At 43.3% G+C, this 19,470-nt stretch carries 18 protein-coding genes and 1 tRNA gene; 7 read left to right on the top strand and 12 right to left on the bottom strand.

All coding sequences use genetic code 11. The features are described from left to right. Nucleotides 1–112 precede the first annotated feature (112 nt). From rpoB to deoC, 9 genes are all read right to left on the bottom strand, one after another. Entirely contained in the window at nt 113–4,138 is a 4,026-nt protein-coding gene (rpoB, locus tag BGP78_RS06655) for a DNA-directed RNA polymerase subunit beta (RefSeq protein WP_119860666.1), read from the bottom strand. A gap of 263 nt (nt 4,139–4,401) precedes the next feature. Then, nucleotides 4,402–4,764 (bottom strand): 50S ribosomal protein L7/L12, encoded by a 363-nt coding sequence (rplL, locus tag BGP78_RS06650; protein ID WP_119860665.1) that lies wholly within the window; start codon nt 4,762–4,764, stop codon nt 4,402–4,404. Between the two features lie 71 nt (nt 4,765–4,835). Next, nucleotides 4,836–5,330, bottom strand: a complete 495-nt coding sequence (gene rplJ, locus BGP78_RS06645; RefSeq protein WP_010367644.1) for a 50S ribosomal protein L10 — start codon at nt 5,328–5,330, stop codon at nt 4,836–4,838. Between the two features lie 339 nt (nt 5,331–5,669). Continuing rightward, entirely contained in the window at nt 5,670–6,371 is a 702-nt protein-coding gene (gene rplA / locus BGP78_RS06640; RefSeq protein ID WP_010367642.1) for a 50S ribosomal protein L1, read from the bottom strand. 4 nt (nt 6,372–6,375) lie between these two features. After that, the gene (gene rplK / locus BGP78_RS06635; RefSeq protein WP_010367640.1) at nt 6,376–6,804 is read right to left on the bottom strand and encodes a 50S ribosomal protein L11; all 429 of its coding nucleotides are present in this window, start codon (nt 6,802–6,804) and stop codon (nt 6,376–6,378) included. A gap of 184 nt (nt 6,805–6,988) precedes the next feature. Continuing rightward, nucleotides 6,989–7,546, bottom strand: coding sequence for a transcription termination/antitermination protein NusG (nusG, locus tag BGP78_RS06630; protein WP_010367637.1), 558 nt, complete (start codon nt 7,544–7,546; stop codon nt 6,989–6,991). Between the two features lie 4 nt (nt 7,547–7,550). Further along, the gene (gene secE, locus BGP78_RS06625; RefSeq protein ID WP_010367635.1) at nt 7,551–7,928 is read right to left on the bottom strand and encodes a preprotein translocase subunit SecE; all 378 of its coding nucleotides are present in this window, start codon (nt 7,926–7,928) and stop codon (nt 7,551–7,553) included. A 137-nt stretch (nt 7,929–8,065) separates the two neighbouring features. Next, nucleotides 8,066–8,142: transfer RNA gene (locus BGP78_RS06620), tRNA-Trp, on the bottom strand. A gap of 123 nt (nt 8,143–8,265) precedes the next feature. Continuing rightward, nucleotides 8,266–9,018: a deoxyribose-phosphate aldolase gene (deoC, locus tag BGP78_RS06615; protein WP_119860664.1), complete on the bottom strand. Its 753-nt coding sequence runs from the start codon at nt 9,016–9,018 to the stop codon at nt 8,266–8,268. A gap of 347 nt (nt 9,019–9,365) precedes the next feature. On the opposite strand from deoC, the gene cysG reads away from it, so the two are divergent. From cysG to cysQ, 6 genes are read left to right on the top strand one after another with little or no spacing between them, the layout of a single operon-like run. Then, entirely contained in the window at nt 9,366–10,787 is a 1,422-nt protein-coding gene (cysG, locus tag BGP78_RS06610; RefSeq protein WP_119860663.1) for a siroheme synthase CysG, read from the top strand. 48 nt (nt 10,788–10,835) lie between these two features. Next, nucleotides 10,836–11,735, top strand: a complete 900-nt coding sequence (gene cysD / locus BGP78_RS06605) for a sulfate adenylyltransferase subunit CysD (protein ID WP_010367630.1) — start codon at nt 10,836–10,838, stop codon at nt 11,733–11,735. Next, complete coding sequence (gene cysN / locus BGP78_RS06600; RefSeq protein WP_119860662.1) at nt 11,736–13,151, top strand: sulfate adenylyltransferase subunit CysN; 1,416 nt, start codon at nt 11,736–11,738, stop codon at nt 13,149–13,151. It begins immediately after the preceding gene. Nucleotides 13,152–13,184: 33 nt separating this feature from the next. Further along, nucleotides 13,185–14,909, top strand: coding sequence for an SLC13 family permease (locus tag BGP78_RS06595; protein WP_119860661.1), 1,725 nt, complete (start codon nt 13,185–13,187; stop codon nt 14,907–14,909). 12 nt (nt 14,910–14,921) lie between these two features. Continuing rightward, entirely contained in the window at nt 14,922–15,518 is a 597-nt protein-coding gene (gene cysC / locus BGP78_RS06590) for an adenylyl-sulfate kinase (protein ID WP_119860660.1), read from the top strand. Between the two features lie 3 nt (nt 15,519–15,521). Then, nucleotides 15,522–16,292 carry a 3'(2'),5'-bisphosphate nucleotidase CysQ gene (gene cysQ, locus BGP78_RS06585; protein WP_119860659.1) on the top strand — a complete coding sequence of 257 codons (771 nt, stop codon included), beginning with the start codon at nt 15,522–15,524 and terminating at the stop codon, nt 16,290–16,292. Nucleotides 16,293–16,358: 66 nt separating this feature from the next. Here the strand turns inward: cysQ and BGP78_RS06580 are convergent, their stop codons facing one another. Then, nucleotides 16,359–17,687 (bottom strand): hypothetical protein, encoded by a 1,329-nt coding sequence (locus BGP78_RS06580; protein ID WP_119860658.1) that lies wholly within the window; start codon nt 17,685–17,687, stop codon nt 16,359–16,361. Between the two features lie 87 nt (nt 17,688–17,774). Continuing rightward, nucleotides 17,775–18,602, bottom strand: coding sequence for an arylamine N-acetyltransferase (locus tag BGP78_RS06575; RefSeq protein ID WP_119860657.1), 828 nt, complete (start codon nt 18,600–18,602; stop codon nt 17,775–17,777). A 156-nt stretch (nt 18,603–18,758) separates the two neighbouring features. Here BGP78_RS06575 and BGP78_RS06570 point away from each other — a divergent pair, with 156 nt between their 5' ends. Next, a complete protein-coding gene (locus BGP78_RS06570; protein ID WP_119860656.1) occupies nt 18,759–18,932 on the top strand; it encodes a DUF6435 family protein in 174 nt (57 codons plus the stop codon). 73 nt (nt 18,933–19,005) lie between these two features. Here BGP78_RS06570 and BGP78_RS06565 read toward each other — a convergent pair. After that, the coding region (locus tag BGP78_RS06565) for an EF-Tu/IF-2/RF-3 family GTPase (RefSeq protein WP_259386201.1) at nt 19,006–19,470 on the bottom strand (465 nt) is incomplete at its 5' end.

The following is a 19,470-nucleotide window of genomic DNA, read 5'->3' as shown; positions in this document are numbered from 1 at the left end:
GCTCTCCTGTCGGAGGTTAATCTTGAGGGCAAGCATTGCTCACCCCTACATTCTTTTAATCCGGTTACTCAATTAAGAGTCACTGCCGCACCTTAATGATGCGGCAATCGGATTAGTGTTCTTCCAACTCGATGTTGATACCGAGTGAGCGGATCTCTTTGAGCAATACGTTGAATGACTCTGGCATACCCGGTTCCATTTTATGGTTACCGTCAACGATGTTTTTATACATCTTAGTACGACCGTTTACGTCATCCGACTTAACTGTCAACATTTCCTGAAGTGTATAGGCAGCACCGTATGCTTCTAATGCCCATACCTCCATCTCACCGAATCGCTGTCCACCGAACTGAGCTTTACCACCTAGTGGCTGCTGAGTTACTAAGCTGTAAGAACCAGTTGAACGCGCATGCATCTTGTCATCAACCAAGTGGTTAAGTTTCAACATGTACATGTAACCTACGGTTACTTGACGTTCAAATGCATCACCAGTACGGCCATCATAAAGCGTAACCTGACCGCTTGATGGGTATCCACCTAGCTCAAGTAGCTCTTTAATTTCGCTTTCCTTTGCACCATCAAATGCAGGTGTTGCAATTGGTAAACCACCTTTAAGGTTTACAGCTAAGCGTTGGACTTCATCATCAGAGAAGCTAGCAATATCTACCTTCTGACGACAATCACCGACTTCGTATGCTTTTTTGATGAATTCGCGCAATTCGTGAATTTCACGCTGCTCTTTCATCATTTCTTCAAGACGCTCACCGATACCACGCGCAGCAAGACCCATATGCGTTTCAAGGATCTGACCGATGTTCATTCGCGATGGTACACCCAGTGGGTTCAACACGATGTCTACGGTACGACCTTTTTCATCATAAGGCATGTCTTCAACAGGTACGATAGTTGAGATAACACCTTTGTTACCGTGACGACCAGCCATTTTATCACCAGGCTGAATACGACGTTTAACGGCAAGGTAAACCTTAACAATTTTAAGTACGCCAGGCTGTAAATCATCACCTTGTGTGATCTTGCGACGCTTGTTCTCAAACTTTTTGTCGTACTCGGCTTTAAGCTCATCGTACTGTGCAGCTAGCTGCTCTAGTTCAGACTGTTGACCTTCGTCAGCAAGGCTTTGCGTTAGCAACTTCTCAGTGCTTAGCTCAGCAATTTTGTCTTCACTGAAACCAGCTTGAACAAGTAAATTACGTGCACGGTTTAGTACACCACCTTCAAGGATCTTGAACTCTTCGTTGAAGTCTTTTTTCGCTTCACGAAGCTGCATGTCTTCAACTTCAAGTGCACGCTTATCTTTTTCAACGCCATCACGTGTAAATACTTGTACGTCGATGACGGTACCAGTTACAGAGTTTGGTACACGTAGAGAGCTGTCTTTTACGTCAGACGCTTTCTCACCAAAGATGGCACGCAGTAGCTTCTCTTCCGGTGTAAGTTGTGTTTCACCTTTAGGAGTTACTTTACCAACTAAGATGTCGCCGCCTTTAACTTCAGCACCGATATATACAACACCTGATTCATCAAGCTTACCTAACGCAGATTCACCTACGTTCGGAATATCTGCAGTGATTTCTTCTGGACCTAACTTAGTATCACGGGCAATACACTGTAGCTCTTGAATGTGAATTGTCGTTAGACGATCTTCTTCAACAACGCGCTCAGATAATAGAATCGAGTCTTCGAAGTTGTAACCATTCCAAGGCATGAATGCCACACGTAAGTTTTGACCTAGTGCTAAATCACCTAAATCTGTTGATGGACCATCTGCAAGTACATCACCACGTACAACCGGCTCACCAACCATACAAGTTGGTTTTTGGTTAATACAGGTATTTTGGTTTGAACGTGTGTATTTCGTTAAGTTATAGATGTCGATACCGGCTTCACCAGGTACACGCTCTTCTTCATTAACGTTTACAACGATACGGCTTGCATCAGCGTATTTCACTACACCGCCACGTTTTGCAACGATGGTTACACCTGAGTCTTTCGCAAGTGTAAGTTCAATACCAGTACCTACTAGCGGCTTATCAGCTTTCAACGTCGGAACTGCTTGACGTTGCATGTTTGAACCCATCAATGCACGGTTAGCATCATCGTGTTCAAGGAATGGGATAAGCGCGGCTGCTACAGAGATAACCTGCTGTGGAGATACGTCCATATATTGAATGTCAGCGCGGCCCATAAAGGTTGATTCACCTTTGTGACGACACGGGATCTGCTCATCAATAAATTCGTTATTTTCGTCTAAGTTTGAGTTCGCCTGTGCGATTACAAACTGACCTTCCTCAATAGCAGAAAGGTAATCAACTTCATCTGTTACAACGCTGTCGACAACTTTACGGTAAGGTGTTTCTAAGAAACCGTAATCATTTGTACGTGCATACGTTGATAATGAGTTGATTAGACCGATGTTCGGGCCTTCTGGCGTTTCGATTGGACAAACACGACCATAGTGCGTTACGTGTACATCTCGTACTTCGAAGCCAGCACGTTCACGTGTCAAACCACCCGGACCTAATGCAGAAATACGACGCTTGTGCGTTACTTCTGAAAGCGGGTTGTTTTGGTCCATAAACTGAGAAAGCTGTGAAGAACCGAAGAACTCTTTAACTGCCGCAGAAATAGGCTTAGCGTTAATGAGGTCTTGAGGCATAATTGCATCAAGGTCACCAAGGCTTAAGCGCTCACGTACAGCACGTTCAACGCGCACAAGACCAACACGGAATTGGTTTTCAGCCATTTCGCCAACAGAACGAATACGACGGTTACCAAGGTGGTCGATATCATCTACTTCACCTTTACCATTTCTGATGTCGATTAATACCTTCATCACAGAAACAATATCAGTTTTGTTTAATGTACCCGGGCCTGTATCTGTATCGTAACCTACACGGCTGTTAAACTTCATACGACCAACAGTCGATAAGTCATAACGCTCTTCAGAGAAGAATAGGTTATCGAATAATGCTTCAGCAGCATCTTTCGTTGGCGGCTCACCTGGGCGCATCATACGGTAGATTTCTACCAATGCTTCTAGGCGGTTGCTTGTAGAATCAATGCGAACAGTATCAGAAATGTACGCACCGCTGTCTACATCGTTGATGTACAGGGTATCGATCTTAGTGTGGCCGGCTTTTACAAGCTCTGCCATCAACTCAAGAGATAACTCAGCATTTGCCTCAACAATTACTTCGCCTGTTGATGTATCAACGTAGTTTTTAGCAACCACACGACCTATGATGTACTCATGCGGTACTTCAAGGTGTTTGATTTCTTTCTTTTCAAGTGTTTTGATGTGGCGTGCTGTAACACGACGGCCCGCTTCAACTAACACTTCGCCTTCATCATCTTTAATATCAAAAGCCGCTGTTTCACCACGAAGACGTGATGGTACTAGCTCCATTAATACTTTGCCGTTAGACACTTCGAATGCAGTCGTCTCGAAGAACATATCTAAGATTTCTTCAGTCGTGTATTCAAGTGCACGTAAGATGATTGACGCAGGTAATTTACGGCGACGGTCAATACGTACGTAAAGATTATCTTTTACGTCGAATTCAAAGTCTAACCATGAACCACGGTAAGGAATAACACGTGCATTATAAAGCACTTTACCAGACGAGTGTGACTTACCACGGTCGTTATCAAAGAATACACCAGGTGAACGGTGTAGCTGAGAAACGATTACACGCTCAGTACCATTGATAACAAAAGTACCGGTATCTGTCATGAGCGGGATTTCGCCCATATACACTTCTTGCTCTTTAATGTCTTTTACTGTGCCTGGCGCTTCTTTATCCATTAGCACAAGACGAAGTTTTACGCGAAGTGGAGCAGAAAAAGTCACACCGCGAATTTGACATTCTTTTACATCGAATACTGGCTCACCAATACGATAACTTACGTACTGTAGCTCAGAATTTCCCGAATAGCTTTTGATTGGGAAAACAGAACGAAATGCTGCTTCCAAACCATGATCACCATCGGCGTCCGGATTCAAGAACTTTTTGAACGATTCTAACTGCGTAGACAGTAAGAAAGGTATGTCCAAAACTTGTGGACGTTTACCAAAATCCTTACGGATACGTTTCTTTTCAGAATAAGAGTAAGCCATGGGGTTCCTCAGCTTGCTGATCTTTGACCCAACCTGTTCTTGTATGAACAGACTTAACTGGCATCTAAGCCAGGATAACAACATCTAATTGTCACTCTATAAATCGACGTTATTGACAAAAATATAAACTATTGAAAACAATGAAAAAATATAGAGGTTTTGCACTCAGCGAATATTTCACGCTATAGCGCAAAAGGGCCGGTGATTAAAAAATCACCAGCCCTTGCCTGATTTCTCAGACAGCGAACCTAGCAAAAGCTAGATTACTTGATCTCAACTTCAGCACCAGCTGCTTCAAGATCAGTTTTAAGTGCTTCAGCTTCTTCTTTAGAAACAGCTTCTTTCACTGGAGTTGGAGCAGCTTCAACAAGAGCTTTAGCTTCTTTAAGGCCTAGACCAGTTGCGCCACGTACTGCTTTGATAGAAGCAACTTTGTTAGCGCCAGCAGCTTTAAGAATAACGTCAAATTCAGTTTTCTCTTCAGCAGCTTCAGCAGCAGGACCAGCAACAACAGCAGCTGCTGCAGTTACACCGAACTTCTCTTCCATTGCTTCTACTAGTTCAACAACGTCCATTACTGACATTTCAGCAATTGCGTCAAGGATTTGGTCTTTAGTTACAGACATTTCAAATTTCCTAATTATTTACGAACCCATGTGGTTCAAAAAAATTTATTAAAGAAAGGAGCGGGCTTAAATTAAGCAGCTTGCTCAGCTTTCTGTACACGTACTGCTTCAATTGTTTTACACAATTTGCCAGCAGACGCTTCTTTCATAGCGCTCATTAAGCGTGCAACAGCTTCGTCGTATGTAGGTAGCTTAGCAAGCATATCTACGTCTACAACTTTACCTTCGAATGCAGCAGTCTTAAGCTCAAATTCTTCGTTCTTTTTCGCGAAATCAGCAAAGATACGCGCAGCAGCACCTGGGTGCTCTGAAGAGAAAGCGATAAGGCTTGGACCAACTAGTGATTCGTTTAGGCATTCGTAATCAGTGCCTTCAACAGCACGTTTAGCTAGCGTGTTACGGACAACCTTCATCCATACACCAGCTTCACGAGCTTCTTTACGAAGAGCAGTGATTGCACCTACTGTTACACCACGAGAATCAGCAACAACTGCTGATAGAGCACCTTTGGCAGCTTCGTTGACTTCAGCAACAATTGCTTTTTTGTCTTGAAGATTTAAAGCCATGGGTGTTACTCCTGGTTTATTGAAAAACATAATGTTTTTCAGTTCTACTCTACCCTGCAACTTTCGTTAGCAGAGATGCTTTTTACGGCGAGAGCCAGAAGATTAGGAAAAATCTAGCTGGGATTCACACCGTCTACGTAGGAATACTATTAAGACCCGAAAGCCTCCTACGGTCTTGGACGGAAGCACAATTTATCGCCTTGCAATAAAGCTTAACGAAATTATATGCTTCAACCCGAATTCTTTTATTGTTGATATTTTCACACGTGAATTTATCAACAAAATGGCGCGAAATTATAGTACAAATTTTACGCCATGTAAATGCTATTCTCTAAAAACTTATACTACTGTATTTAAAGTAGCTTGATCTAGAGCAACACCAGCACCCATAGTTGTAGAGATAGTTACCTTCTTAAGGTAAGCACCTTTTGCTTGTGAAGGCTTAGCCTTCTTAAGCGCTACAAGTAGAGATTCAAGGTTTTCTTGTAACTGAACAGCTGTGAAATCCACTTTACCGATAGTAGTGTGGATGATGCCGTTCTTGTCATTACGGTAGCGAACCTGACCAGCTTTAGCATTTTTAACTGCTTCTGCAACGTTAGGTGTTACAGTACCAGTTTTAGGGTTAGGCATAAGACCACGTGGACCTAGGATCTGACCTAGTTGACCAACAACGCGCATTGCATCTGGAGAAGCAACAACAACGTCAAAGTTCATTTCGCCTTTTTTAACTTGCTCAGCAAGTTCTTCCATGCCCACTAAATCAGCACCAGCTTCTTTAGCAGCATCAGCGTTTGCACCCTGAGTGAATACAGCAACGCGCACTTCACGACCAGTACCGTGTGGTAGTACCGTAGCACCACGAACGTTTTGATCAGATTTACGTGCATCGATACCAAGGTTAACAGCAACGTCAACACTTTCAACGAACTTAGCTGTCGCTAGCTCTTTAAGAAGCGCAACTGCTTCGTTGATTTCGTAATCTTTAGTTACTTCCACTTTCTCGCGGATAGTACGCATACGTTTAGTAAGTTTAGCCATTATATTATCCCTCTACATCCAAGCCCATCGCACGCGCAGAACCTGCGATAGTGCGAACCGCTGCGTCTAAATCTGCAGCTGTAAGGTCAGGACGTTTAGTCTCAACAATCTCTTCAAGTTGAGCACGTGTAACAGTACCCACTTTCTCAGTGTTAGGACGGCCTGAACCAGACTTGATGCCAGCCGCTTTCTTAAGAAGGTAAGAAGCAGGTGGAGTTTTCATGTCGAACGTGAAAGAACGATCATTGTAAACTGAAATTACTACAGGAACAGGTGCGCCTTTTTCAATTGACTCTGTACGTGCGTTGAACGCTTTACAGAATTCCATGATGTTTACACCGTGTTGACCTAGTGCAGGACCTACTGGAGGACTTGGATTAGCCATACCAGCAGCAACTTGTAGCTTGATTAGAGCTTCAACTTTTTTAGCCATGATAATACCTCATTAGGTGGGTCTTAGCCTTGTGCGCGCGAGGACGCGTACTCAAGCGGCTTCCCAAATTAATAAAAAACTTTTTGCCCGCAACTTCCACACAGAGGTAAAAGCCCGAATACAAAAAGGCCGCTGATTATAAGTTAACCAGCGGCCTTTTTCAAGTAAGGTGATTAAAAATACCTTACTTATCTTTTTCTACTTGTCCAAAGTCTAAATCAACTGGTGTTGAACGACCAAAGATCAGAACAGACACTTTTACGCGGCTCTTCTCATAATCCACTTCTTCAACCACACCACTGAAGTCTGCAAATGGGCCATCGGTTACACGAACCACTTCACCCACTTCAAACAACGTTGCTGGTTTTGGCGCTTCAGCATTTTCTTGTAAGCGGTTAAGAATGCGGTCTGCTTCTTTTTTGCTTATTGGTGCTGGGCGGTCTGATGTACCGCCAATAAAGCCCATCACACGAGGCGTACTGTTCACTAAGTGCCAGCTCGCATCGTTCATATCCATTTCTACAAGTACATAACCTGGGAAGAATTTACGTTCAGACTTACGCTTTTGACCAGCGCGCATCTCGACAACTTCTTCTGTTGGAACCAGTACTTCACCGAAGCTTTCTTCTAAACCTTCGATTTTAATATGCTCATTAATGGTTTGAGCTACGCGTTTTTCATATCCTGAAAACGCCTGAATTACGTACCAACGTAATTTCTTTTCTTTGTTCTCATCCGACATGGGATCAGATCTCCAATCCAGTTAAAAAGCCAACAACTCGGAATAACAGGCCATCTAGACCCCAAAGGATCAGCGCCATTATCACAGTCGCAATCATAACAATAAATGTTGTATGAGTCGTTTCTTGACGCGTTGGCCAAACAACCTTACGAACTTCAATGCGTGCTTCTTTTGCAAACGCAATGAAGGTGTTTCCTTTACCCGTAGTAGCAGCAATACCCAATGCAGCGGCAACTGCAACTACAACACCAACTGCACGTACTAACACTGACATATCAGCGTATAAGTAGTTCCCTACTACCGCACCAGTCAGTAATGAGATTGCAACTAGCCATTTAACCATGTCCATCGAGTTTGACGGCGTTTCAACATTCGTGCTCATAATAAATTTACCTTAAATACAGACACAACAACCCTGCACCAAGGCAGGGTTAATCCATTAAATCCAAATGTATAAATAAGCGCTAATATGTAAGAAACCAACACCTTATTTTAGATTTGGACTCATCAATATATGAATGGCAGGGGCGGCAGGACTCGAACCCGCAACCATCGGTTTTGGAGACCGCTGTTCTACCAATTGGAACTACGCCCCTGCAAAGTGGACGCCCATTATACTGACGAACAAATTGAAAACAAGAGTAAAAGATATGCAAAAGCAAAATTCATTGCACTAACTTTCTCTCATTGTCTATATTTCCAACAAAACAGCTCTTTTTCTATGATTTTCTGTCGATATGTAAAACACGATACACATCCTCTAACAAACTTGATGCTCCCAATCTAAAATTCTGGCTGCTGACCCATCCTGGCCCCATAATTTCCTCTGCAAGCGCAATATATTGCTGAGCAACAGCAACCGTCTTCACCCCGCCGGCAGCTTTAAACCCCGCCTCCTTGTTCGTTTTTTTGATGGTTTCAAGGATCACCTTGGTTGCGTCAAGCGTTGCGTTTATCGGCACTTTGCCTGTACTTGTTTTCACAAAATCCGCACCGGCAAGGACAGCAATTTCGGTGGCTTGCTCAATGAGGTGAGAAGATTGCAATTGGCCACTTTCGATAATGACTTTTAGCACCGCCTTATCTCTACATAGCTCTTTACTAGAATGTACATATTGCCAGGGTGTATCCGGGTCGCCAGCCAATAATTGTTTGTAAGGCAGGACTAAATCTATTTCATCTGCGCCTTCATTTAAGGCGTATTCTGTCGCCCTTAAAACAGACTCAATAGATTGCTCTCCTTCTGGAAAATTTGTCACCGTAGCCACTTTAACATGTTGTAAATTTCGGGCTGACAACTGCTCTTTACTATGCGCAATAAATTGCGGAAACACACAGACAGCAGCCGGCGGAACATAACGCTCATCAATACTCATAATTAATGCCGTGATCTGTTCAGTCGAATCATCATCGTTTAACGAGGTTAAATCCATTACAGCAAGCACCTGCTGAGCCATTGCATATTCTGTCATCATTCAAGTCCATTCATCATTGTCTCAAAGCTAGTAAAATGCATTACACGCTCTCACCACAGGACATTTGTCCGCAATCAGTAAAGTTTAAAAGCGCCCATGAATAGCATCGCCATGCATAACTCATAACCAAACACTATAAGGCACTATTTGCAGTAGTAAATTGATGTATAGCCTTGTAAATTAAGCCTTAGGTCTAAATTACCAACCCTATATAACTTTTAGTTATAACAATTTAATTTAAATTCTTTTTTCATATGCTAGCCCCACTATATTCTGCATACCTGCTAGCAACCAACAGCCGTTATGTTGGCCGAAGCATCACGTATTACTAAGGGGTTTCCATCGTGCAATATTTACCAATATTTACCAAGCTTGATAACAAACCGGTGCTCGTCGTCGGGGGTGGTGAAGTTGCTCTGAGAAAATGCCGTGCTTTTTTAAAAGCCAGAGCATCAGTCACTCTGGTTGCACCTGATTTTTGTGATGAACTACTCGAACATGCAAGCAATCAAGAAGTTGCCTTAATTGAAGCTTATTTTGACGAATCTCACTTAGACGGCAAAATGCTGGTCATCGCTGCAACGGATAATGAATCTGTGAACAACACCGTGTTCGAATTAGCCAATAAGCGAAATATCTTTGTTAACGTGGTGGACGACCAACCAAAATGTACGTTTATATTCCCCTCTATTGTTGATAGAGATCCAATTACCATTGCTATTTCCAGTGCCGGCACCGCACCGGTTTTAGCCAGACGCTTACGCGAAAAACTCGAAACCCTTATTCCTCAGCATATTGGTCCATTGGCAACATTGGTCGGCAGCTTTAGAGACAATGTCAAAGCTCGCTTTAAACATTTTGCTGATAGACGTCAATTTTGGGAAGGTGTGTTTGATTCAAGTGTCGTAAGCAAAGTACAAGTTGGGGATACTCAAGGCGCAACAGCGCAATTACACGACATGCTTGATGCCAAAGCAGAGCCTGAAGGGGAAGTGTACATTGTTGGCGCAGGCCCTGGTGATCCAGAATTACTGACTTTAAAAGCATTGCAACTAATGCAGCAGGCAGATGTTGTTGTTTACGACTACTTAGTGTCTGACGAAATCATGGATTTAGTGCGTCGAGATGCCGATTTAATTTGTGTTGGGAAGCGCTTAGGTAATCACAGCGTCAAACAAGAAGACACCAATCAACTGTTGGTCGACTTAGCACGGCAAGGTAAAAAAGTGTGTCGTATCAAAGGTGGTGACCCTTTTATTTACGGTCGAGGTGGTGAAGAAGTACAGGTACTCGCACAGCACGATGTCCGCTATCAAATTGTTCCAGGGATCACTGCAGCAGCAGGCTGTAGCGCCTATGCAGGTATTCCACTGACACATCGAGACCACGCTCAAGCAATTCAGTTTGTTACTGGTCACTGTAAAAAAGACGGACAAGAGCTTGATTGGGCCTCTTTAGCAAAACCGAACCAAACTTTGGCCATTTATATGGGCGTGCTCAAATCGCCGCATATTCAAGCGCAGCTCATTAAGCATGGCCGTGATGCCAGCACCCCAGTAGCCATTATTGAAAATGGCACAAGAAAAGAACAACGAGTTGTGCGCACACACCTTGGTGACTTAGCTCAGCAAATTGAGCAACATCACATTGTATCACCGGCTCTATTGATCATCGGTGAAGTCGCAGCATTACATGAACAGCTCGCATGGTTTGGCAGCTCAGCGCAAATAAGTAGCTTTGCACAGCCTTTAACTGATGTGGCATAAGCACATTTTTATAACGATTTTTTATTATTTTTAAGTAGGACGACGACAATGGCTTTAACACACCTTCAGCAACTTGAAGCTGAAAGTATAAAGATTATTCGCGAAGTCGCCGCTGAGTTTGAAAACCCAGTGATGCTTTACTCAATAGGTAAGGACTCTTCGGTACTTTTGCATTTAGCGCGTAAAGCGTTTTACCCAGCTAAAATTCCATTCCCACTATTACATGTGGATACGAATTGGAAGTTCCGTGAGATGATTGAGTTTCGTGATCGTCTTGCAAAAGAATATGGCTTCGATCTATTGATCCATAAAAACCCGGAAGGGATTGAAATGGGCATGGGCCCTTTTACTCATGGTTCAGCGAAACATACTGACGTTATGAAGACGCAAGGTTTAAAGCAAGCCCTAGATAAATACGGCTTTGACGCTGCATTTGGTGGTGCCCGCCGTGACGAAGAAAAGTCTCGTGCTAAAGAACGCGTTTACTCATTCCGCGACAAGCACCATCGTTGGGATCCAAAAAACCAACGTCCAGAGCTTTGGAATACCTATAACAGCCAAGTTAACCCTGGCGAAAGTATTCGTGTATTCCCCCTGTCTAACTGGACTGAACTTGATATTTGGCAATACATCTATCAAGAAAACATCGACATGGTTCCTCTATACCTTGCCAAAGAACGCCCTGTGGTTGAGCGTGATGGGACACTTATCATGGTCGATGATGAACGTATGCCACTGGAAGAAGGTGAAGTACCACAAATGAAGTCTGTGCGTTTCCGTACACTAGGGTGCTATCCACTCACCGGTGCGGTTGAATCTACGGCCAGTACGCTAACAGAAATTATCGAAGAAATGCTACTGTCTACATCATCTGAACGTGAAGGCCGTGTCATTGACCATGACTCATCAGGGTCAATGGAGAAGAAAAAACGTGAGGGGTATTTCTAAATGACGACTGCAAATGAAGTAAAAGAACTCGGTATTGACGCTTACCTAGCACGCCAACAAGATAAAAGTTTACTGCGCATGATGACTTGTGGCAGCGTAGACGATGGCAAATCAACATTAATAGGTCGCCTACTCCATGACAGCCACCAAATTTATGAAGATCAGCTTGCTGCACTACATAAAGACAATGAGAAAGTCGGTAATGCGGGTGAAGACCTAGATTTAGCGTTATTGGTTGATGGATTACAAGCTGAACGTGAGCAAGGTATCACCATTGACGTAGCGTATCGTTACTTCTCAACGACCAAGCGCAAATTTATCATTGCCGATACTCCGGGACATGAGCAGTACACCCGTAATATGGTAACGGGTGCGTCTACCAGCGACTTGGCAATTATTTTGGTTGATGCCCGCTACGGTGTGCAAATTCAAACTAAACGCCATAGTTTTATCTGTGATTCACTGGGCATTACGCAATTTGTGGTTGCCATCAATAAAATGGATATTTGTGACTTTGACGAAGCCGTTTTTGAGCGCATCAAAGCACAATATTTAAAGTTTGCTGAACAGTTAAATGTGACGGATATTAAATTCGTTCCGATGTCGGCACTCAAAGGTGACAACGTTGTAACTCGCTCAGAGCACACACCTTATTATACTGACAAGCCACTGTTAGAGTTACTCGAAGACTCACCTGCAGCCGCTGCAAACAACGACTTTGAAGCGCGCTTCCCAGTCCAATATGTTGTTCGCCCTAATCTTGATTTTAGAGGCTTCCAGGGTACGTTAACCTCAGGTACATTAGAAGCCGGTCAAGCGGTAAAAGTATTACCTTCTGGTAAGCAATCGACAATTAAAGAGCTCGTTACATTTGACGGCAACTTAAATAAAGCAGAAGCAGGCCAAGCCTTTACGATCACCTTAAATGATGAAGTCGATATTAGCCGTGGTGATGTCATTGTTGCGGCAGATGCAAGTGCGGCTGCAACGAACCAAATACAGGCAAAGTTAGTGTGGATGCACGAAGCGCCACTCGTACTGGGTAAAAGCTATAACTTTAAGCTCGGCAGCAAAAATACTGCTGCAATCGTCAAGAAAATTGATTACACCATTGATGTGAATACATTAGAGCATGGCTCAGCTGATAGTTTGCAGCTCAACGAAATTGCCGTTGTGACATTAGAGCTAACTGAAAGTATTGTGGCTGATAGCTATCGCAACAACCGTGATACCGGCTCATTTATCTTAATTGATAGATTATCAAACCTAACCGTGGGTGCAGGTATGATAGAAGCGCTATTGAGCGAACAGACGGCAAATCAGTCACAATTCAGTGAATTTGAAGTTGAATTTAATAGTCTTGTTCGTAAGCACTTCCCACACTGGCAAGCACTCGACATTTCTAAGTTAAAATAATGTCGCTATACCTGTTATTAGGAGCATTCTAGGATGTACGAACAAATCATTTTAACAGGTATAATGCTGACTTTAGTTGGGTGCTTATTTGGCACTCAACTAAAACCCGCATGGTTATTTGTGGGCGCTATTGGCACCAGCTATCTAACAGGCTTAATTGACCTTGAAAATATGCTGGTGAACTATGCAAATCCCTCTCTAATAACACTGATCTTATTGATCCTTGTGTCAGTCGCGATTGAAAAAACCACCTTAGTGCAAAAGTTGGCGCAGTCGTTAGCGAAAGGCAGCCTAACAAAATCAGTGATGAAGCTTGGACTATCTACTGCTTTTTTATCATCTTTTACTAACAATACCGCCGTTGTTGCGTCTTTAATTTCCGCAATCAAAGACAGCCCTACGCATTCGCCGTCCAAGCTCTTATTGCCATTATCTTATACCGCAATATTAGGTGGCACACTTACGCTCATCGGTACATCGACCAACCTCATCGTCAATGGCTTTGCCGTGGATGCAGGTATGCAACCACTCGGTTTTTTTGATTTTACCCTGGTTGGCTTGGGGGCGTTATTCGTTGGCTTATTAACCATTATGGTGATGCTTAAATATTTACCAGACAATGGTAAATCAGACCAAGAGGTGGTGCCTTTTTATCTTGAAGGCAAAATCCAAGCGCACTCTAAATTGGTGGGACGAACTGTCGAAGAAAATGGCTTACGAGATCTTAAAGACCTTTTCTTAGCCGAAATTATTCGGGGAGAACGCCGTATTTGTGCGGTCACCCCACAACAAGAAATCCTCGCTGGTGATGTATTACTGTTCGTCGGCGACATCAAATCTGTACCACTATTAACACGTTTTGATGGCTTGAAAATCGTCCATGATAAACACGAAAAAGACGTTGAACATTTAGTCGAAGTGGTCATTAGTCAGTCATCTAAATATATTGGTAAAACAGTTAAAGAAGTGCGCTTTAGAGAACAGTTTCATGCTGCTGTTATTGCTATACGCCGCGGCCACGACCGCCTGCAAGGCGGCCTAGGGCAAGTTCAATTACAAGCGGGAGACTCCCTGATATTGGCACCGGGTAGCCAATTTTACGAGCTACCAAATTTAAAGCGTGAATTTGTTTATATCTCAGGGTTAGACTTACAAACTCATCTTAAGCCCCAACAATCTAATATTGTTCTTATGAGCTTTGTGGGCATACTAGGCCTAAGTATTTTAGACATAGTCCCGCTAGTAAAAGGCCTATTAGTACTGCTAGTCACACTCGTATTTATGGGCACGATTAAAGTCGGTGAGCTCAAACGTCGCTTCCCTATTGAACTCATTGCCATTGTAGGAAGTGCCATTGGTCTAGCAAAGTTGATGATCGGCACGGGCCTCGCAGCTCAAATCTCTGATGCACTCTTTTTCTTATTAGGTGATTTTGGGCCATATGGCGCCTTTATCGCTATATTTGTGATGACCGTAGTGTTCACTGAGCTTATTACTAACAATGCTGCCGCAGCTTTATCATTTCCCGTTGCTTATGCACTCGCCGCAGGGTTTGGGGTAAATCCTTTGCCTTTTGTCATGGCCGTCGCATTTGGCGCATCAGCCAGTTTTATATCGCCATTTGGTTATCAAACAAACCTAATGGTATACAGCGCAGGTAACTATCGTATTAAAGATTATGTCGCGATGGGCTTACCGCTCTCAATTATTTATTCAATTACGGTTCTGACTCTGATACCTATGGTCTTCCCGTTTTAGTAGGCACATATAATGGACGAAAATGTAGTTTGGCATAACTATGCCGTTGATAAAGACAAACGTAACGAACACAAAGGCCACAAGCCCTGCGTATTATGGTTTACCGGCTTTTCTGGTTCAGGTAAAAGTACGGTTGCAGGCGCGTTAGAAAGCGCGCTACATCAGCAAGGTGTACACACCTATTTACTTGATGGCGATAATGTCCGTCACGGTCTATGTAAAGATTTGGGGTTCAGTGACGCTGACCGCGTTGAGAATATTCGTCGCGTGGGTGAACTCAGTAAATTGATGGCTGATGCTGGCTTAGTGGTACTCACCGCTTTTATTTCCCCTTTCCAAGCGGAACGAGACATGGTGCGTGATTTACTTGATGACGGTGAGTTTATCGAAGTGTTTTTAGATACCCCACTTGATATCTGTGAGCAACGAGATCCAAAAGGGTTATACAAAAAGGCGCGAGCAGGCGAAATCAAACACTTTACCGGTATTGATTCAGATTATCAGATCCCAACTCAGCCCGAGATCGTATTAGATACTAGTAAAAATTCGCTAGACCAATCGGTCACACAACTGGTAGCGTATTTAAAAGAAAAAAACATCATAGGATAAATCATGAATCAAACGGATCTGCTCGAAGAAGTTCTGCACCTTAGCCGTCAAGCTGGAGAGGCCATCATGCCTATCTACGCGAAAGACTTTGCAGTCGAGTACAAAGCAGATGAGAGCCCAGTAACAGACGCAGACATAGCCGCACACAAGGTTATTGTTGCCGGCTTACAAGCTCTGACGCCCAAAACCCCCATTCTCAGCGAGGAGAGTGCACATATTCCTTGGGCGACTCGTCAAACATGGGATGAATACTGGTTGGTTGATCCGATTGATGGCACCAAAGAGTTCATTAAGAAAAATGGTGAGTTCACCGTTAATATTGCGTTGATAAAGGCAGGTAAACCAATATTAGGCGTGGTACATGCGCCAGCACTTAATGTGAGCTATTTAGCGGCAGATGCCATCGGGGCATTTCGTGAGTGTGGTGAAGCACGCATAGAGCTTAAAGTGACGCAAAAAACCAACACAGGTAAAATTAATGTGGTGGGATCTCGTTCACACCCTTCACCAGATCTGGCGGCCTATTTAGAACAATTTGATGATGTAGAAATGGTACCTAAGGGCAGCTCTTTAAAACTGTGTTTAGTTGCAGAAGGCAGTGCCGATATTTATCCACGTTTAGGGCCAACGTCTGAATGGGATACAGGAGCGGGTCATGCGGTGGCCGAAATTGCAGGGGCTACGGTTACTAAAGTCGACGGCAGCCCATTGACTTACAATCAAAAAGACAGCTATTTAAACCCCTACTTTATTGTCTCTAGATTGGTAGATTAACCACTTTTACAAACATCCTAAAATAACAAGGCACCCGCATGGTGCCTTTTTGTTATACGCATCGCGCTATAAAGAATACAACGATTGCATCGCTTTATAATCTACACCAAACTCCTGCCTGAACCAATGATTGACAAAATCTTCATTCGGGTTAATTTTGCCACATCGCAGCGCATTTTCAGCCACTGACTCAGCGGCAGAATGCTGACAATATTGTAATTTCCAAAGTGCATTCAGATCCGATATGTACTGGCCTTGTAACGGCCTTAATTGTGCCTTTAATAACTCGGTTAAGTTCAAGAAATTGGCAGGTAACGGCTTTATTTGTGCTTCTTTGTAATTCGCGGTATGACTCTTTGTCGAGTTGACTTCGCTGCTGGAGTGTTGATGGCTCACCATTTGTCCTGCCATCATGCCTTTGTAGCCCAGCCGTACCGTGTAATACTCTTGATATTCATTTATCGGATAGATGTAGACACGTTCGATATCAACATCAATCCGTTTTTCACTGTCTTGCGGGTCGACTCGTGACTCTGTCACCGTGTAGCGCTTTTCTTGCTGCGTATGCCTGACTTGACGGTCATAAGTAATATCGGTGCTAAATTGAAAACGCGCACTCTGCTTTGCTTGTGAGGTATACCATAAGCTTTTTTGAAACGCATTGCGCATATCAATGAGGGTGTTTTCCACTAAATAACGCTGCGCCGTACTCTCGAACGAGCCTAAATTAAGCTGCGTATCAAAACGCACCCTGTTAAAACGGCTTTGATCATAATTGTCTAGCTTAAGTGACACTGGTTGTTGCCATGCTAAACAGTATTTATGTACAAATTGACGTAAATAAAAGCGCTGACCATGAACATGCTCAGCAAGCGACAAACAGCGTGATTTACCATCTTGATTTAACTGCGCTTTATACTGCGTGAGTTCATCGCTCATTTGTGCATTGTTTAGCAAGTAGGCATATTGACTTTCGAACCATCGAAACCGATCTGGTTGCTGGCTATTGGCCAAGCTCTCAGCTTCTTTGCGCAGCCACCTATTCATATGACCCAATTCTTCATTTTGAGTTGCAGCTTGGGCTCCAAATGACTCTAAGCTCCATTTAGATTGATTGCGTAAGATAGTTTCTAACTTCTGTGCTGCACCAGTAAAATTTCCGGCTAAACGCAGCATTCTTACCTCAATTAAGCCACGATCAACGATTTTATTTCGTGCTACCGCTAAACCTTGTTGCGCTTTAATGTCTTCAGCATCTTCAGCCAATGCTTGTTCATAAAGCGCAGCCGCTTGTTGATATAAGCCTTGCTGATATAACTTGTCACCTTTTTCAACTAAGCTAGTACATGCCGATAAGCTAAGTGCCAAAGCTAATATATATAACGGTTTACGCATATTTCTCAACCATCCTTTTTGGTTTCATATCACCGAATTTATATGCCAAGACTCTACCTTAGTTCTCGTGCAAAATCTATCCATATACTAGCGCTGTTGATTTGCTCTTTCATACACCTTAGCAAAGATTTTCTCAATCACAGGCATACTCACTTGTAGCCTAAAGTGCTCTTGTAATAAACCTTGTAACTGCTGAGTTCCGGTAATATCACACTGGGTATGTTCACCGGTATGCTCATTCCAAAATAAATAGTGTAAGTTGCGGATCAAATGACGCTGCCCACTTTCAATCCGTGATACCACCAAGTTATTCACAAACCCCGCTTCTGGGTGTTGATGGCTGTAAAAATGCGCCACATCACAATCCCCTTCATAGACTATACCTAAATCGACTTCATACAAATCACTATGCTCTGGCGCACGTATACTCACTTTAACGGCTTGAGCTTTACGCTCAATAAGGTACTCATTCCCCCCTTGCTCTACACTATGATTACTGTCAATTTTTAGTGGAAGAATCGGCGTTTTTACACCAAAGCCAACATCAACAAGATACTCGCAGCCCGCTAGTGTGAGTAATGTCACACGATGCGTCCTTGGGTTGGTATCAAGACCATTGAGCATCACGCGCGCCAATACAGGGCGCACTTCAAAACCAAGGTGCGCCAGTGCCATACAGGCAATTTTATTATGCTCAAAACAATAGCCCCCTTCGCGGTTGGTGATCACCCGGTTAAACACATCGGCTTCTTGAAGCGATAAAAACTCACCATATAATGCGTTAATACTGCTAAAACTAAATTCTGCAAGGTGTCGTGCCTGTAGCTGAGATACTAGCTCTAAACCACCCAGTTTGCCTGGTAGCCCAAGCTGAGAAAGGTACGCTTCAATATGGTTGCTATGTAATGTTGTCATGTAAAGCCCTAAATAATCTTAGTAAGTGCAGCCAAGATAAAACCTCAAGTGTGATTTAGGTCAATAACTTTCAGTGTTAATTTACCCATAAATATAAACAGATCGTTCATCACCCAATAAACGTACAATAAAGTAATTATCATTTGGAAAAACACCATGTTTGGCATTTTTAAAAAAGACCCACAGAAAAAGTTACGTAAGCAATATGATGCAAAACTAGAGGAGGCTATGCACGCTCAGCGCAGAGGGGATATCAAAGGCTATGCCTTATTAACCGCAGAAGCTGAAAGCATCTGGGCTGAAATACTTCAGTTACAAAAAAGTGATTAAATCGCAGGCATAAAAAAACCCAAGCCTAAGCTTGGGTTTCTTATTAATGCTTATGCATTAACTATGGTCGATATTACTCAACGATAGTTGCAACAACACCAGCACCAACTGTACGACCACCTTCACGGATAGCGAAGCGTAAGCCTTCGTCCATCGCGATTGGTACGATCAAATCTACAGTCATCTTGATGTTATCACCAGGCATTACCATTTCTACGCCTTCTGGTAACTCAACGTTACCTGTTACGTCAGTTGTACGGAAGTAGAACTGTGGACGGTAACCTTTGAAGAATGGAGTATGACGACCACCTTCATCTTTCGAAAGTACGTATACTTCTGAAGTGAACTTCGTGTGTGGAGTGATTGAACCAGGCTTCGCTAGTACTTGACCACGTTCAACGTCTTCACGCTTAGTACCACGTAGAAGTGCACCGATGTTCTCACCCGCACGACCTTCGTCTAGCAGCTTACGGAACATCTCAACACCCGTACAAGTTGTCTTCGTAGTTTCTTTCATACCTACGATTTCAACTTCGTC

Origin of the sequence: Pseudoalteromonas sp. MSK9-3 (assembly GCF_003590335.1) — a bacterium.
Classification (GTDB): Bacteria; Pseudomonadota; Gammaproteobacteria; order Enterobacterales; family Alteromonadaceae; genus Pseudoalteromonas.
This window is presented reverse-complemented; position numbering and strand designations above follow the sequence as displayed.

Bases quoted from the DNA above. Each gene is read 5' to 3' on its own strand.
- rpoB (WP_119860666.1), bottom strand. From the start codon at position 4,138: ATGGCTTACTCTTATTCTGAAAAGAAACGTATCCGTAAGGATTTTGGT.
- rplL (WP_119860665.1), bottom strand. From the start codon at position 4,764: ATGTCTGTAACTAAAGACCAAATCCTTGACGCAATTGCTGAAATGTCA.
- rplJ (WP_010367644.1), bottom strand. From the start codon at position 5,330: ATGGCTTTAAATCTTCAAGACAAAAAAGCAATTGTTGCTGAAGTCAAC.
- rplA (WP_010367642.1), bottom strand. From the start codon at position 6,371: ATGGCTAAACTTACTAAACGTATGCGTACTATCCGCGAGAAAGTGGAA.
- rplK (WP_010367640.1), bottom strand. From the start codon at position 6,804: ATGGCTAAAAAAGTTGAAGCTCTAATCAAGCTACAAGTTGCTGCTGGT.
- nusG (WP_010367637.1), bottom strand. From the start codon at position 7,546: ATGTCGGATGAGAACAAAGAAAAGAAATTACGTTGGTACGTAATTCAG.
- secE (WP_010367635.1), bottom strand. From the start codon at position 7,928: ATGAGCACGAATGTTGAAACGCCGTCAAACTCGATGGACATGGTTAAA.
- deoC (WP_119860664.1), bottom strand. From the start codon at position 9,018: ATGACAGAATATGCAATGGCTCAGCAGGTGCTTGCTGTAATGGATTTA.
- cysD (WP_010367630.1), top strand. From the start codon at position 10,836: ATGGCTTTAACACACCTTCAGCAACTTGAAGCTGAAAGTATAAAGATT.
- cysN (WP_119860662.1), top strand. From the start codon at position 11,736: ATGACGACTGCAAATGAAGTAAAAGAACTCGGTATTGACGCTTACCTA.
- BGP78_RS06595 (WP_119860661.1), top strand. From the start codon at position 13,185: ATGTACGAACAAATCATTTTAACAGGTATAATGCTGACTTTAGTTGGG.
- cysC (WP_119860660.1), top strand. From the start codon at position 14,922: ATGGACGAAAATGTAGTTTGGCATAACTATGCCGTTGATAAAGACAAA.
- cysQ (WP_119860659.1), top strand. From the start codon at position 15,522: ATGAATCAAACGGATCTGCTCGAAGAAGTTCTGCACCTTAGCCGTCAA.
- BGP78_RS06580 (WP_119860658.1), bottom strand. From the start codon at position 17,687: ATGCGTAAACCGTTATATATATTAGCTTTGGCACTTAGCTTATCGGCA.
- BGP78_RS06575 (WP_119860657.1), bottom strand. From the start codon at position 18,602: ATGACAACATTACATAGCAACCATATTGAAGCGTACCTTTCTCAGCTT.
- BGP78_RS06570 (WP_119860656.1), top strand. From the start codon at position 18,759: ATGTTTGGCATTTTTAAAAAAGACCCACAGAAAAAGTTACGTAAGCAA.